A 14,346-nucleotide genomic window follows, 5' to 3' on the forward strand; every position below is an offset into this window, starting at 1 on the left:
CGGTCACCCGATGGTGACCGGCCCTTTCGGTGTTGCCTCTGGCTGCCGGGTTGCGTTGTCAGATGGCGGCTACGCCGCGTTCACCTGTCCGCACCCGCACTGCTTCAAAGACATCGATGGTCCAGACCTTGCCGTCGCCTGCGCGGCCGGTGTTGGAACTGGCGATGATGACGTCGAGGATGTCGTCAGCCTGTTCGTCCGTGGCCAGGACCTCCACGCGGATCTTGGGCAGCAGGTCCACGTTGTACTCGGCACCCCGGTAGACCTCGGTGTACCCCCGCTGCCGGCCGTAGCCGCTGGCTGCACTGACCGTCAGGCCCTGGACCCCGTAGGCCTCCAGGCCTTCCCGGATGGATTCGAGCTTCTCCGGTCGGACGATTGCTGTAATCAGTTTCATGCCCCCACGCTTTCCTTACCTGATGCTGAATCGGACTTCTGCTCTGCGGTTCCTGCAGCGGGAACGGCATCCGTACCGCTGGTCGGGGCATTGCCCTTGATCAGTTCATGCAGCGGCTGGAAGCTGCCCCCTTGGCCGCCGACACCGAACTCGTAGGCGGTCTCGGCGTGCAGGCTGAGGTCCACACCCACCGCTTCCTGTTCCTGGGAGACACGGAAGCCCATGGTCTTGTGGATGGCCAGTGCGATCAGGAGCGTCAGGATGGCCGAGTATGCGATGGCGATTCCGGCCGCCGCGAGCTGTGCCCAGAGCTGGGTCAGGCCGCCGCCGTAGAAGAGGCCGCCGCCGACGCCGTCAACGGGCGTTGCGATGAAGCCCAGGGCCACGGTGCCGATGATGCCGGACACGAGGTGCACGCCCACAACGTCCAGGGAGTCATCGAAGCCCCAGCGGAACTTGAGGCCGACGGCCAGGGCAGATGCGGCACCGGCTACGAGGCCGAGTCCGAGGGCACCAACCGGGCTGACGTTTGCACAGGCCGGGGTAATTGCAACAAGGCCGGCTACAACACCGGATGCAGCGCCCAGGGAGGTGGGGTGTCCGTCACGAATTCGTTCCGTGATGAGCCAGCCGATCATGGCGGCGGCAGGTGCTGCAAGGGTGTTGACCCAGATCAGGCCGCCCTGCTCAGCGGAAGCGGCCAGGCCGCCGTTGAAGCCGAACCAGCCAAACCACAGGATGGCAGCCCCGAGCATCACGAAGGGGATGTTGTGCGGGCGGTGGTTCGGGTCCTTGCCGAAGCCCTTGCGGTTGCCGATGATCAGGACGAGGATCAGAGCCGCCACGCCGGCGTTGATGTGGACCACGGTGCCGCCGGCGAAGTCGATGGCCGGGCCAAGCGCCTGGCCGATTGCGCCTTCCTCACCGAAGAGGCCGCCACCCCAGACCATGTAGGCCAGCGGGCAGTAGACCAGCGTCACCCAGACGGGCACGAACACGGTCCAGGCGCCAAACTTGGCGCGGTCCGCGATGGCTCCGCTGATCAGGGCCACGGTAATGATGGCGAACGTTGCTCCGTAGCCGACAAGAAGGAGGCCGTCCGGTTCCGTGATGCCTTCAAGGCCGAAGTTGGCGAACGGGTTCCCGACCATCTGCAGGAAGCCGTCACCGCCCGTCATGGAGTAGCCCCAGAGTACCCACACAACGCTCACGATGCCGATTGAGATGAAGCTCATCATCATCATGTTCAGTGCTGCTTTGGCGCGCGTCATGCCGCCATAAAAAAATGCCAGACCTGGTGTCATGAACAGCACGAGTGCCGCCGCCACCATGAGCCATACGTGACCTGCGGTAAGTTCCATGGTGCACGTCCTCCCTATGATCGATGCTGCGGAGAGATATCCCCTTGGCCAACGGAGATATCCCCTTGGCCAACGCCTTTTGCGTCCTCCATAAAGTTTTGCTCCGGTGTGTTTCGCTGGCGGAGGATTTAGATTGCCGGTCTGTTACAAGAACCTCCCGGAAGTAAATGGTGCATATCTGGCTTGTTACGGTTATGTTTCACGCTTCCCATGCCTCGTTTTCCGCCCGCTGTCCAAGGATCTCCTCTTCATGACGCCACGCCCCCGTCCCGCCCCCGGAAGACTGCGGTTCCCGGCTTTCAGGCGCACCGGAGATGCCCGGCTGCCCCGTGACATCAAGGTGATGCTCGTCGCGGCGTTCCTTATCGCCCTCGGGTTCGGGCTGGTGGCGCCGGTGCTCCCCCAGTTCGCCACCACTTTCGACGTCGGCGCTACCGCAGCCGCAGTGATCGTCAGCATCTTCGCGTTCATGCGGCTGCTGTTCGCCCCCGCGGGCGGGGTGCTGATCGGGCGGCTGGGCGAGCGACCGGTCTACGTGACGGGCCTGCTGATTGTTGCCGCCTCCACCGCTGCCTGCGCCTTCGCCCAGGACTACTGGCAACTGCTGATCTTCCGGGGCCTGGGCGGTGCCGGCTCCGTCATGTTCACGGTCGCGTCTATGGCACTGGTGATCAGGCTGGCCCCTCCGGAAAGCCGCGGCAGGGTTTCGGGAGCCTATGCCTCCGCGTTCCTGATCGGCAACGTCTGCGGGCCGATCGTGGGGGGCATGCTGGCCGGGTTCGGGCTGCGGGTTCCGTTCCTCGCCTACGCCGGTGCCCTGGTCCTCGCGGCGCTGGTCGTGCAGACGCAACTGAGCCACGTGCCGGGTACCGGAGGCAAGGACGGCTCAGCCGCGCCGGCCATGACATTTGGCGAGGCCCTTGCTGACAGCGCCTACCGCGCGTCGCTGTTCTCGAGTTTCGCCAACGGCTGGGCCACCTTTGGCGTGCGGATGGCAACGGTTCCCCTGTTCGCCGTCGCGGCCCTCGGTGCCGGCCCGGAGGCGGCTGGCTGGGCCTTGGCGGTCTTTGCCGCCGGAAACGCCGTTGCCCTCACCTTCTCGGGGAGGCTGGCTGACAGTCTTGGCCGCAAGCCGCTGATGATTGCCGGGCTCGTGGTCACCGGCACGGCAACGGGCGGGATAGGACTCACGCAGGGTCTGGGCTGGTTCCTTGCCGCCTCGATGCTTGCCGGCGTGGGCGCCGGACTGCTTGGCCCTGCGCAGCAGGCAGCTGTGGCCGATGTGATCGGGCGCGAACGGTCCGGCGGCCGGGTGCTCGCCGCCTACCAGATGACGGCCGACATTGGAGCCATCCTCGGGCCGGTGTTTGCCGGGCTTCTGGCGGACGCATTCGGGTACGGCTGGGCCTTCGCGGCCACGGGCGGGGTGCTGTTGCTGGCGGCTCTCGCGTGGATGCTGGCGCGCGAGACGGCGGCACGGCACCCCTCGGATGCGCCGCAAGCCGACTGACCCGCAGTTGTGACCGTTCTGGGAGCTTGCAACGGCGACAACTGCGGGTCAGTTGGGTGACTGCGGCTAGTTCAGCAGCGCGTCGACGAATCCCTCGGTTTCGAAGGGTGCCAGGTCGTCCGCGCCCTCGCCGAGTCCGATGAGCTTGACGGGCACGCCGAGGGTCTTCTGGATGGCGACGACGATGCCGCCCTTGGCCGTGCCGTCCAGTTTGGTGAGGACGATGCCGGTGATGTTCACGACCTCAGAGAACACCCGGGCCTGGTTGAGCCCGTTCTGGCCCGTCGTGGCGTCGAGCACGAGGAGCACCTCGTCAACCTCGGCGAGCTTCTCGATGACGCGCTTGACCTTGCCAAGCTCGTCCATGAGGCCCACCTTGTTCTGCAGGCGCCCGGCGGTGTCGACCATGACGACGTCGACTTCCTGGTCGATGCCTGCCTTGACCGCCTCGTAGGCGACCGACGCCGGGTCCGCGCCGTCGACGTCGGACTTTACGGTCGGAACGCCCACGCGCTGGCCCCACGTGGCCAGCTGCTCAGCGGCGGCCGCGCGGAAGGTGTCCGCGGCGCCCAGCAGGACGTCCTTGTCTTCCGCGACGAGAACGCGGGCCAGCTTGCCGACGGTGGTGGTCTTTCCGACGCCGTTGACGCCGACCACCATCATCACGGCGGGCTTGCCGCCGTGTCGTTCGATTCGGAGGCTGCGGTCCATTGTGGGGTCAACGAGCTTGATCAGCTCCTCGCGGAGGAGTGCCTTCACCTGCTCGGGCGTGCGCGTTCCCAGGACCTTCACCCGCTCGCGGAGGGCATCCACCAGCTGCATGGTAGGTTCGGTGCCGAGGTCGGCCAGGAGCAGTGTCTCCTCCACTTCGTCCCAGACGTCCTCGTCGATCTTGTCGCTGGAAAGCAGGGCGAGGAGGCCCTTTCCCAGGACATTGTTCGACTTGACGAGGCGCTCGCGGAGGCGCGTGAGTCGCCCTTCAACGGGCAGCGGGGTTTCGACCGCAATGGTTTCCAGGCCGGCGACGTCGTCGGGAACCTCGGTTACCGGGCCTTCGAGGTCTGCGCCGTCGGGCGCTTTCCGTGCCGGCGGCGCCGCAACGGGGCGGTCCTCTAGGAGGGTCCCTCCGCCTCCTGGCGGCAGCACAGGATCGTTGGCGTCTCGGGTTCCGGGGTACTGCTTCCCGGACTTCCGTGCCTTGAGCAGCACCGGGACCAGCGCGCCAACGACCACCAGGGCAGCAAGAATGGGCAGAAGAATTGGAAGGAGTTCGTTCACACTCCCTAGCTTCTCACAACAGCCGCCGGCCCCGCGGGCGTGCCCGAAGTGCCCGTGCGCCGGGAGGGCGCTGGGCTACACCGGGCCTTGGATGGCCGTGCGGTGCTTTTCGTGCCGGTCACGCCCGCCCATGCGGGACATGGCGTGGCGAAGAGGGTGGGAAGACATGCGCAAAGATTACCGCCGCGGCGGCGGGCGCTCCAGCACGCTCCTAGACGTCGGCTCCGAGGCGCTGGCTGATCACGGTGGAAACGCCGTCTCCCCGCATGGTGACCCCGTAGAGGGCGTCCGCAACCTCCATGGTGCGTTTCTGGTGGGTGATAACGATGAGTTGGCTCGATTCGCGCAGCTCTTCAAAGATCGTGATCAGGCGTCCCAGGTTGGTGTCGTCCAGCGCCGCCTCCACCTCGTCCATGACGTAGAAGGGTGAGGGCCGGGCCTTGAAGATCGCCACGAGGAGGGCCACCGCCGTCAGGGACCGTTCGCCGCCCGACAGCAGCGAGAGCCGCTTGATCTTTTTTCCTGCCGGCCGCGCCTCCACCTCAATGCCGGTTGTCAGCATGTCATTGGGGTCGGTGAGGACGAGCCGGCCCTCACCTCCCGGAAACAGCCGCGAGAAGACGTGGACGAACTGCGCTGAAGTGTCCGCAAACGCCTCCGCGAAGACCTTCTGCACACGGTCATCAACTTCCTTGATGATGTCCAGCAGGTCCTTGCGGCTGGACCTGAGGTCTTCCAGTTGGGCGCTCAGGAACTGATGCCGCTCTTCCAGCGCCGCGAATTCCTCCAGCGCCAGCGGGTTGACCTTGCCCAGCGACGCCAGGTCCCGTTCTGCCTTGCGCAGCCGTTTTTCCTGCTCTTCACGGACAAAGGGCTTCCCCTCCACGAGCGGTTTGCCGTCGTCGTCAACGGGCGTCCGGAGTTCCGCCCATTTGTCGGTGGATCCGGCCGCGGGCAGCGGAACCGGCCGGCCCGGTCCGTAGTCCGCCACGAGCTGGTCGGCGGTCAGCCCCAGCTCTTCGACGGATTTGTTCTCCATCGCCTCGATCCTGAGTTTCTGCTGGGTACGCGCCAGCTCGTCGCGGTGCACCGAGTCGGTCAGTTCGGCGAGCTCCCGGGCCAGAGAGTCATTGGCGGTGCGGACGTCGGCCAGTTCCCGGTCGCGCTGCTCGCGGTTTTGCTCGGCAATATCGCGCTCCAGGCCGGCCAGGTCAACGGAGGCGTCACAGAACCGGATGATGTGATCGACAGCCTCTGCGACGGCGGCAGCCCGCCGGGCCTGGATTCTGCGGCGGCGGGCCCGCTCGGCCGCTTCTTCCCGCGCCCGGCGTTCGGATGCAGCAGCCCGTTCCAGCGAGGTGGCCCGGTTGCGCACGGCGGACAGCTGCTCCTCGGCGCTGCGCAGCGACAGCCGGGCATCCATCTCGGCGGAGCGCGCCAGGACGGCGGCAGCGGCAAGCGCATCACGCTCATCCGTGGACGGCTCAGCTTCGGCAGGCGCCTCCTGGGCGGCGGCGAGCCGCGCGGCGATCGCCGTGAGGGCTTCCTGTTCGGTCACGACGTTGGCTTCGGCCCGGGCCAGCGACGCCGCCAGCCTGTCGCTCTCCCCCACTGCGCTGCGCAGCACGGAATTCAGGTGGCCCAGCCGTTCGGCCACCGCAGCAAGGCGCGCGTCGGAGTCGTGGAGCCGTTCGAGGGCCGCATCCGCCCGGTCCTGCGCCTCGGTCCGGCGCGATTCTGCTCCCGCCAGAGCGAAACGGTTTTGTTCCAGTCCGGCGGTAACCGATGCCAGCCGCGACGCGGCGTCGTCGACGGCGGCCTGCACCTCGAGCAGGGAAGGCGCCTTTGCGGAGCCGCCGGTGGCGGTGAAGGCGGTGAAGACGTCGCCCGCCGTCGTGACTGCGGTCAGCTCCGGCAGCCCGGCGATCAGGGCGGCGGCTGCATCCAGGTCCTCGACGACGGCGGTCCCCTGAAGCAGCTGCTGCACTGCGGCCCCTGCGGGGCCCGTGGCAGACACCAGTTCCAGAGCCCAGCGGGCACCGTCAGGCAGAGCCGCTTCCGTTGTCCCGGAAGCTGCCGCCAACGGTCCGGCCGGCTCCGGCCGGGCTTCCAGCAGCAGCGTCGCGCGGCCGGCGTCGTCGTCCTTCAGGAGCTGCAGCACAGCGGCGGCGGCTCCGGCGTCGTGGACCACCACGGCATCTGAGGCGCTGCCGAGAGCGGCGGCAATGGCGGCCTCATAACCGGGCGTTACCGTCAGCTCGGATGCCAAGGGCCCGACGATGCCGGGCAGGCCAGCCCCGAGGGCGTGTTCGGAACCGTCCTTGCGGTTCAGGCCCAGGATGAGGGCATCGTGCCGGGCCTTCAGCGCATCGCGTTCCCGCAGTGCCTCGCGCTCGGCGCTCCGCAGGGAGTCGATCTCTGCCAGGACTGCGTCCAGCGTGGCGCTGGCGTCCTCGTACTCCGCGTCCAGGGACTCTTCGCCGTCCTCTACACCGGCGACCTGGGATTCCAGTGCCGTGAATTCTGACTGGGCCTGCTTCCTGCGCTCCTCGCCGGCTGCCTGGGATTCGCGCAGCCGGCCCACTTCGGCCTGCGCCGATTCGACCCTCGATCTCGCCGCCGCAACCTGGCCTGCCAGCCGCGCCAGGCCTTCGCGCCGGTCGGCTGCAGCCCGGAGGGCGGCTGTGAGACGCTGTTCCTCGGCGGCCGCGGCATTTTCGGCCTCGCTTTTTGCGGCGCTGGCTGCCTCCAGGGCAGTGCGTCTGCCGACGATGAGCTGTTCGAGTTCCGCCTGTTCGGCCCGGACGCGGGCCGCCTGCCGCTCCAGCTGGTCCGGGTCCCGGCCCGGCTCGGGTGCGGCGTCCGCCGAGCCCAGCAGCCGGCACCGTTCCTGCGCCAGTGATCCGAGGGACCGCAGCCGTTCGCGTCCCGCCGAGAGCTGGTACCACGTATCCCGCGCCGCGTTCAGCCGGGGCGTGGCAGCAGCGGCAAGCTGTTCCAGCGTCGCCTGGCGCTGGCGCCCGGCCTCGAGATCCCGTTCGACGACGGCCCGCCGGGCTTTCAGCGCGGTTTCGTCGGCAACTTCCTGCGCCAGGTTGGTGCGGAGCTGGACGAGGTCGTCGGCAAGCAGCCGTGCCCGGGCGTCCCGGACCTCGAACTGCACTGTCTGGGCACGCCGTGCAATCTCGGCCTGTTTGCCCAGCGGCGTGAGCTGCCGCCGGATTTCCCCGGTGAGGTCGCTGAGCCTTTGAAGATTGGCCTGCATGGCCTCCAGCTTGCGGACGGTCTTTTCCTTCCGCCGGCGGTGCTTGAGGATGCCTGCGGCTTCCTCTATGAACCCCCGGCGGTCCTCGGGCGTGGCGTGCAGTACCTTGTCCAGCTGGCCCTGGCCTACGATGACGTGCATTTCCCGTCCCAGGCCCGAATCCGAGAGCAACTCCTGGATATCCAGCAGGCGGCACGCGGCCCCGTTGATGGCGTACTCGGAACCCCCCGTGCGGAACAGGGTCCGGGAGATCGTCACTTCGCTGTATTCAATGGGCAGCGCCCCGTCCGCGTTGTCGATGGTCAGAGAGACGTGCGCCCGTCCCAAGGGCGGCCGGCCGGAGGTGCCGGCGAAGATGACGTCTTCCATCTTGCCGCCGCGGAGGGTCTTGGCTCCCTGCTCGCCCATGACCCAGGACAGGGCATCGACCACGTTGGACTTGCCCGAGCCGTTGGGCCCCACCACCGCGGTGACGCCGGGCTCAAAGTCGAAGGTCGTCGCCGAGGCAAACGACTTGAAGCCCCTGACGGTCAGACTTTTGAGGTGCAAGGTGTTTCGGATCTCCTGAATGGCGGCAGCGGCTGCGTTCCTGCCCTAAATCTACTGCCACGGGGCCGGGAATCCGCGGATTTACGGCGTTCCGGCCACAGAGACAACGGTCACCAGCGGCCGTTTCGGGGTCGCGGCTGGCACACGGGGCAGGTATAGGAGGAGCGGTTCATGAACATGTCGCGCCGCATGCGGCTCACGATGCCGGATGAGGCACAGCGTCGGCACTGCTCCCCTTCGCGGCCGTAGGCGTCCAGGGAACGGCTGAAGTAGCCGGACGCACCGTTGACGTTCACATACAGGGAGTCGAAACTCGTCCCGCCTGCGGCAAGGGCGTCAAGCATGACCTCCCTGGCCGCGGTGAGCACGCGCTCGGCCTCTGTCCGCCGCAGGGTATCGGTGGGGCGGGCGTAATGGAGTTTCGCCCGCCAGAGGGCCTCGTCCGCGTAGATGTTGCCGATTCCGGACACCAGCCCTTGATCGAGGAGGGCCCTTTTCAGGCCGGTCTTGCGGCTGCGCAGCCGGCGGTAAAAGTCCCCAAACGAGAAGTGCGGGTCCAGGGGGTCGCGCGCGATGTGCGACGCCTCCTCAGCGATCAGGGGCAGCGGCTTTTCGGCCAGCCCTCCCGGGCCGGCGTCGTCCGTGGGAACGAGCGACGTGACGAACAGGCCCCCGAATATCCGCTGGTCGACGAAGCGGAGCTGCCCGGGCATGCCGTCCCGCGGGCTCAGGTGAAGGCGGACCTTGAGGTGCTTCTCGTCCGGCACAGTACTGTCCTGCATCAGGAGTTGGCCGCTCATGCCGAGATGGGCCATCAGCGCCACCTTCGGGCGGTCAGCGGCCTCGGAAACAGCGCCGGCGTCCTGCAGCGGCATCCACAGGAATTTCCCGCGGCGCACGATGTCCAGGACCGTGGCGCCTTCAAGGTTTCCGGCGAAGTCTTCGGGCCCGAGGGCGTGGCGCCGCACAGACCGTGGATCCACCACGTCAACGCCGGTGATGGTCCTGCCGAGAACCCAGTTGACCAGGCCGCGGCGGACCACCTCCACTTCGGGAAGTTCAGGCACCGGTCACCTAGGCGCCGGCGGCGGATTCCGGAGACGGGTCCGCCGGTCCCGTGGCTGTGCCTGAAAGTCTCCGCCATGCGTCGGCCGCAGCTTCCTGCTCCGCTTCCTTCTTGGAATGCCCGGTGCCCGTGCCGCAGGGCTTGCCGCCAATCTGCAGCTCCGCGATGAACGTCCGCGCGTGGTCCGGCCCGGAGCCCTCCACGGCGTAGTAGATGCTCCCGAGCTGACGCCCCGCAGCCAGCTCCTGGATGCTGGTCTTCCAGTCGGTGCCGGCCCCAAGGGCGGCGGCGTCCTTCAGGAGCGGACCGATCAGACGCATGACCAGCTGCCGGGCGGTCTCGATGTCGTTGGAGACGTAGGTGGCGCCAATGAGCGCCTCCATGGTGTCCGCCAGGATCGAGGCTTTGTTCTTGCCCTCGGTGAGCTTCTCGCCCTGCCCAAGGTAGATGTAGTCACCAATGCCCAGGCTGCGTCCGATGCCCGCGAGTGCCCGCGTGCTGACCACGGCCGAGCGCCGCTTGGCGAGGTCGCCCTCGGGAAGGGTCGGGTTATCGCGGTACAGCGCGTCCGTCACTGAGAACCCCAAAATGGAGTCGCCCAGGAACTCAAGCCGTTCGTTGGTGGGTATGCCGCCGTTTTCGTAGGCGTAGGAACGGTGTGTCAGAGCAAGACGAAGCGTCCCGGCGTCAATGGAGACACCGAGACGCTTCAGAAGCTCTTCAGTTGAAGACATCCTTTTCAGCCTGTGGGCCGATTAGACGTCCGCGACCTTGCGGCCCTTGTACTCAAGGAACAGCGCAGTGCCAGCCGAGTCGGTAACGACCTTTGCCTGGTGCGGCAGGCTGTAAGTAACCTGGCCGTTCTCGACGGTCTTCACCAGGTGGGGGGCAGTCGCCTTCCACTGGGAGCGGCGGGCGCGGGTATTCGAGCGAGACATTTTCCGCTTGGGAACAGCCACGGCTAACTCATTTCTCTCTAGAAAAACACTTACAAATCAATTTTGCCGGTCAGGCTTAGCCAGATCAGCCAGGGCAGCCCAGCGAGGATCTACGATCTCGTGGTGGTGCCCCGGCTCGTCTTCCAGGCGTGCCCCACATTCGGAACACAGGCCCTGGCAGTCTTCCCGGCATACCGGCTGGAACGGCAGCATGGTTACAACCGCGTCCCGCAACACCGGCTCAAGATCGATCAGATCGTGCTCGACTCGACGTTGCTCTTCATCGTCTTCTTCGTCGGAAGGCAAGGCGCCCTCGTAGAAGAAAAGTTCTTGCACATTGACTTCAAGGTCATACGCAAGGGGATCCAGGCATCGGCCACACTCGCCGGTTACTTCGGCGACTGCGGTTCCTGATACCAGAATTCCTTCGTGTACGGCCTCGAGCCTCAGGTCCAGCTCGATGTCCGAGCCTTCCTGAACGCCAATGAGCGCCACGCCAAGATCACCTGGCGCGGGTACATGTTCCGTCAGTGTACGCATGCTCCCCGGACTGCGTCCGAGGTCCTTGACATCAAGCATCAAGGGCGAACTAGCATCTCGCTTAATGAGAACTCCTGTTGAACATATGACCGACGTATTATCTTAGCCTGAAGTCCGCGAAGGACTCAAACCGGGTGCCGGCCCTGCAGACGGAATTACCCCGGCCGGCGTGACAGTGCCGGAAGGCGCCGCACAACGGACGGAAGCCGGAATGTACCGCTCAAGCCTACCCTCTTGACGGCTGGCCCGAGGCAGGCGCGCCCGCTAGAAGCCGTTTCAGGACGGACCTCGGGACAAACTCCGACACATTGCCGCCGAGCGTGAACACTTCCTTGATCAATGTCGAGGAGAGGTGCAGGTAGTGCGACTCGGCCGGCAGGAACACCGTTTCCACGCCGCTCAGCTGGCGGTTCATCGTGGCCATGGGAAGTTCGTAGTCGAAGTCCGACGACGATCGCAGGCCCTTGACGATGGCGGAGACGCCCCGCTGGCGGCAGTATTCGGCAAGGAGGCCCTCGCCGACCGGTTCCACGACGATGCCGCGCAGGGACGCAAGCGTCTCCTTGGCCATCTCGATCCGGTCTTCCAGGGGAAAGCGGTACTTTTTGGCGTAGTTGGTGGACACCGCCACGATCACTTCGTCGAAGAGGCTCGCGGCTCGGGCGATGACCTCGAGGTGTCCATTGTGGATGGGGTCGAAGGAGCCTGGGCATACGGCGCGTCTCATGCTCCGAACCTACCGTATCTGCCAGCCGGGATACCATGATTTGATGCATCGGCCGCGTGGGAAAACGGGCTGAACGGACAGGCAGGACGGCAATGACAGAGACACTTCCGGCGCCTTGGCAGCGCGCTGCCACCGGGGCCAACCTCCTGGCGTCCGACGGCACCCTCGGCGTCACGATCTTCGAGGAGATGACCACGTTGGCTGTCCGGACCGGGGCAATCAACCTCGGCCAGGGATTCCCTGATGAGGACGGTCCCGCCGAGATCAAGGCCGCGGCCCAGGCGGCCATCGCGCGGGGTTCGAACCAATACGCGCCCGGCAAGGGCATCCCCGAACTCCGGCAGGCCGTCGTGGCACACCAGCAGCGTTTCTACGGGCTGAATCCGGACCCCGATACCGAAATCATTGTCACCACGGGCGCCACCGAAGCGATCGCCGCTTCATTGATGGCACTGGTTGGCCCGGGCGACGAAGTCCTGACCTTTGAGCCGTTCTACGACTCCTACGGCGCGATCATCGGCCTGTCCGGAGCCACCCACGTCACGGCGCCGCTGCTTGCCCCGGACTTCATGCCCGATCCCGCTGCCCTTGAAGACGCCTTCAGCAGCCGCACGAAGGCCGTAGTCATCAACAACCCGCACAACCCCACCGGAGCCGTCTTCCCGGCGGAAGTACTCCAGCGTGTGGTTGACCTTGCGCGGCAGCACGGCGCCCTCATCATCACGGACGAGGTCTACGAGCACCTGACGTTCGGCGTGCGCCACGTCCCGGTTGCCACACTGCCCGGTGCCGCCGAACGGACGGTCACAATTTCCTCGGCAGGAAAGACCTTCTCCTTCACGGGGTGGAAGATCGGCTGGCTGAGCGGTCCGGAGCACCTGGTTTCCGCGATCCGGACCGTGAAGCAGTTCCTGACGTACAGTTCCGGCACGCCCTTCCAGAGCGCCATTGCCGCCGGGCTGGCGCTGCCGGACTCCTTCTACGATGACATCGCAGCCACACTGGGCAAGAAGCGCGACATCCTGAGCGATGGGCTCAGGGCGGCGGGCCTGGACGTGTTCACGCCGAAAGGCACCTACTTCGTGAACGTCGACACCTCTCCGCTGGGCATCAGCGATTCCGTGGAACTCGCCCGCCGGCTGCCTGCCCTCGTGGGCGTGGCAGCCATCCCGGTTCCGGTGTTCTGCCACCCGGAAGGCGCCGAGCGGACCAGGAGCCTGCTGCGGTTCGCCTTCTGCAAAAAGACCGAAGTGCTTGAGGAAGCGGCTGCCCGGCTGGCGACACTGCGGGACAGGCTCTGATAATGGTGGACGGCCCGGCACCGGTGTCCCGCTACCTGCGGACCACGGGCCAGCACGCCGTCATCGAACCCGACACGTACACCGACGGCGGCTTCGTGCTCAAGATCGGCGGAGCGGAACAGTCGCATGTCGATCTGGCCGACCCAGGGGACATCTTCTATGAGTACCTGCGCAGGATCGGTCACGTCGTCGATCTTGCCGCCCCCTGGGGCGAGCCTGTCACCGCCCTGCATCTGGGAGCCGGTGCGTTGACCCTCGTCCGGTACATCCAGGCGACCCGCCCCGGATCCCTGCAGTACGCAGTGGAACTGGAACGGGAGCTGCTGGACTTCGTGCTCGAGCAGCTTCCGCTGCCCGACGGCACCCGGCTGCACACCGTCATCGGCGACGCCCGCGCAGCACTGGCGGAGCTTCCCGCCGAACTGCGCTTCGACGTCGTGATCCTGGACATCTTCTCGGGCCCCGACGCTCCGGAGCATATCGCCTGCAAGGAGTTCTACGAGGAAGCGGCGGCGCTGCTGTCCGAACGGGGCGTACTGATTGTGAATGTCGGTGACGAACCGGGCCTCACCCTGGTCCGCAGCCAGGTCGCCGCACTGCGGCGTGCCATGACAGACGTCGCCGCCGTCGCGGAGTCCGGCATGTTCACGGGCCGGTATCCCGGGAACATCATCCTGGCGGGCACCCAGAAGCCCTGGCCGGCGGAATGGACCGCAGCCCTGACGGCCCGAGGGCCGCATCCGGCCACGGTGCTGGCCGGGGTGGAACTGGACCCGTTCTCAGGCTGAGGCGATTTGGAAGAGCTCAGTCCTCCGCCGCCTGGTCAACATCCACTTCCTGATCGCTGGGCGGCTCGGCAAACCACAGCCGCGTCTCGCCGTACTTCTTTTCCGCAAACCGTTCCAGGACTGCGGGCCAGGACGGCTCCGGTGACCTGGACGACCGCTCCACCACCACCACGGCTCCGGGCGCCAGGTGCCGGCCCAGTTTCTCCAGGACGGCGGCCAGGGCGGGTTCGTCCAAGGGGTACGGCGGGTCCAGGAAAGCGACGTCCCACTGGATGTCTCCGTCCGTCCGCTCAAGGAACGACTCCACCCGCGAGCGGTGCACGGTGACTGCCTTCCGGCCCAGCACGGTGTTGATCATGTCCGCGTTCCGCTGGCAGACCGAGCTGGCCCTGGCGTCGAACTCCACCAGGTCAACGGCCTGCGCTCCCCTGCTGGCGCTCTCCACGCCCAGCGATCCGGAGCCGGCGTACAGGTCGAGCACGCGCGCACCGGCCAGGACGTCGAAGGCGTCCAGCCGGGAAAAGAGCGCTTCCTTGACACGGTCGGTGGTGGGCCGGGTCATCGAGCCCGGCACGCTGACCAGCGGCGTTCCTCCCGCAGCCCCTGCGACGATCCGGCTCATGCTG

The 14,346-nt window shown here is 66.6% G+C and carries 13 protein-coding genes; 3 read left to right on the forward strand and 10 right to left on the reverse strand.

Annotated elements, in window-relative coordinates; translation table 11 throughout:
• Positions 1-58 precede the first annotated feature (58 nt).
• Both AC6CH3_RS03655 and AC6CH3_RS03660 read right to left on the reverse strand, forming a co-directional pair.
• Positions 59-397, reverse strand: a complete 339-nt coding sequence (locus tag AC6CH3_RS03655; RefSeq protein WP_498131168.1) for a P-II family nitrogen regulator — start codon at positions 395-397, stop codon at positions 59-61.
• Positions 394-1,758 carry an ammonium transporter gene (locus AC6CH3_RS03660; protein ID WP_498131169.1) on the reverse strand — a complete coding sequence of 455 codons (1,365 nt, stop codon included), beginning with the start codon at positions 1,756-1,758 and terminating at the stop codon, positions 394-396. Before AC6CH3_RS03660 ends, AC6CH3_RS03655 begins: the two co-directional genes overlap by 4 nt.
• 250 nt (positions 1,759-2,008) lie before the next feature.
• On the opposite strand from AC6CH3_RS03660, the gene AC6CH3_RS03665 reads away from it, so the two are divergent.
• Complete coding sequence (locus AC6CH3_RS03665) at positions 2,009-3,268, forward strand: MFS transporter (protein WP_498131170.1); 1,260 nt, start codon at positions 2,009-2,011, stop codon at positions 3,266-3,268.
• A 66-nt stretch (positions 3,269-3,334) separates the two neighbouring features.
• Here the strand turns inward: AC6CH3_RS03665 and ftsY are convergent, their stop codons facing one another.
• From ftsY to coaD, 7 genes are all read right to left on the reverse strand, one after another.
• Complete coding sequence (ftsY, locus tag AC6CH3_RS03670) at positions 3,335-4,546, reverse strand: signal recognition particle-docking protein FtsY (protein WP_498131171.1); 1,212 nt, start codon at positions 4,544-4,546, stop codon at positions 3,335-3,337.
• 211 nt (positions 4,547-4,757) lie between these two features.
• Positions 4,758-8,360 carry a chromosome segregation protein SMC gene (gene smc, locus AC6CH3_RS03675; RefSeq protein WP_498131172.1) on the reverse strand — a complete coding sequence of 1,201 codons (3,603 nt, stop codon included), beginning with the start codon at positions 8,358-8,360 and terminating at the stop codon, positions 4,758-4,760.
• 110 nt (positions 8,361-8,470) lie between these two features.
• Complete coding sequence (mutM, locus tag AC6CH3_RS03680; RefSeq protein WP_498131173.1) at positions 8,471-9,427, reverse strand: bifunctional DNA-formamidopyrimidine glycosylase/DNA-(apurinic or apyrimidinic site) lyase; 957 nt, start codon at positions 9,425-9,427, stop codon at positions 8,471-8,473.
• A 7-nt stretch (positions 9,428-9,434) separates the two neighbouring features.
• Positions 9,435-10,160: a ribonuclease III gene (rnc, locus tag AC6CH3_RS03685; protein ID WP_498131174.1), complete on the reverse strand. Its 726-nt coding sequence runs from the start codon at positions 10,158-10,160 to the stop codon at positions 9,435-9,437.
• Between the two features lie 21 nt (positions 10,161-10,181).
• Positions 10,182-10,385, reverse strand: coding sequence for a 50S ribosomal protein L32 (gene rpmF, locus AC6CH3_RS03690; protein WP_009356569.1), 204 nt, complete (start codon positions 10,383-10,385; stop codon positions 10,182-10,184).
• Positions 10,386-10,421: 36 nt separating this feature from the next.
• Positions 10,422-10,946, reverse strand: a complete 525-nt coding sequence (locus AC6CH3_RS03695) for a YceD family protein (RefSeq protein ID WP_498131175.1) — start codon at positions 10,944-10,946, stop codon at positions 10,422-10,424.
• Positions 10,947-11,130: 184 nt separating this feature from the next.
• Positions 11,131-11,631, reverse strand: coding sequence for a pantetheine-phosphate adenylyltransferase (gene coaD / locus AC6CH3_RS03700; protein WP_400581554.1), 501 nt, complete (start codon positions 11,629-11,631; stop codon positions 11,131-11,133).
• 92 nt (positions 11,632-11,723) lie between these two features.
• Here coaD and AC6CH3_RS03705 point away from each other — a divergent pair, with 92 nt between their 5' ends.
• A complete protein-coding gene (locus tag AC6CH3_RS03705; protein ID WP_498131176.1) occupies positions 11,724-12,932 on the forward strand; it encodes an aminotransferase class I/II-fold pyridoxal phosphate-dependent enzyme in 1,209 nt (402 codons plus the stop codon).
• A gap of 2 nt (positions 12,933-12,934) precedes the next feature.
• Complete coding sequence (locus AC6CH3_RS03710) at positions 12,935-13,720, forward strand: spermidine synthase (protein WP_498131177.1); 786 nt, start codon at positions 12,935-12,937, stop codon at positions 13,718-13,720.
• 16 nt (positions 13,721-13,736) lie between these two features.
• Here AC6CH3_RS03710 and rsmD read toward each other — a convergent pair whose 3' ends face one another.
• Positions 13,737-14,342 carry a 16S rRNA (guanine(966)-N(2))-methyltransferase RsmD gene (gene rsmD / locus AC6CH3_RS03715; protein WP_498131178.1) on the reverse strand — a complete coding sequence of 202 codons (606 nt, stop codon included), beginning with the start codon at positions 14,340-14,342 and terminating at the stop codon, positions 13,737-13,739.
• Between the last annotated feature and the right edge of the window lie 4 nt (positions 14,343-14,346).

It is taken from the genome of Arthrobacter sp. GQ119, from assembly GCF_059759125.1.

Coding starts and splice junctions, on each gene's coding strand:
- AC6CH3_RS03655 (WP_498131168.1), bottom strand. CDS start 397: ATGAAACTGATTACAGCAATCGTCCGACCGGAGAAGCTCGAATCCATC.
- AC6CH3_RS03660 (WP_498131169.1), bottom strand. CDS start 1,758: ATGGAACTTACCGCAGGTCACGTATGGCTCATGGTGGCGGCGGCACTC.
- AC6CH3_RS03665 (WP_498131170.1), top strand. CDS start 2,009: ATGACGCCACGCCCCCGTCCCGCCCCCGGAAGACTGCGGTTCCCGGCT.
- rnc (WP_498131174.1), bottom strand. CDS start 10,160: ATGTCTTCAACTGAAGAGCTTCTGAAGCGTCTCGGTGTCTCCATTGAC.
- coaD (WP_400581554.1), bottom strand. CDS start 11,631: ATGAGACGCGCCGTATGCCCAGGCTCCTTCGACCCCATCCACAATGGA.
- AC6CH3_RS03705 (WP_498131176.1), top strand. CDS start 11,724: ATGACAGAGACACTTCCGGCGCCTTGGCAGCGCGCTGCCACCGGGGCC.
- AC6CH3_RS03710 (WP_498131177.1), top strand. CDS start 12,935: ATGGTGGACGGCCCGGCACCGGTGTCCCGCTACCTGCGGACCACGGGC.
- rsmD (WP_498131178.1), bottom strand. CDS start 14,342: ATGAGCCGGATCGTCGCAGGGGCTGCGGGAGGAACGCCGCTGGTCAGC.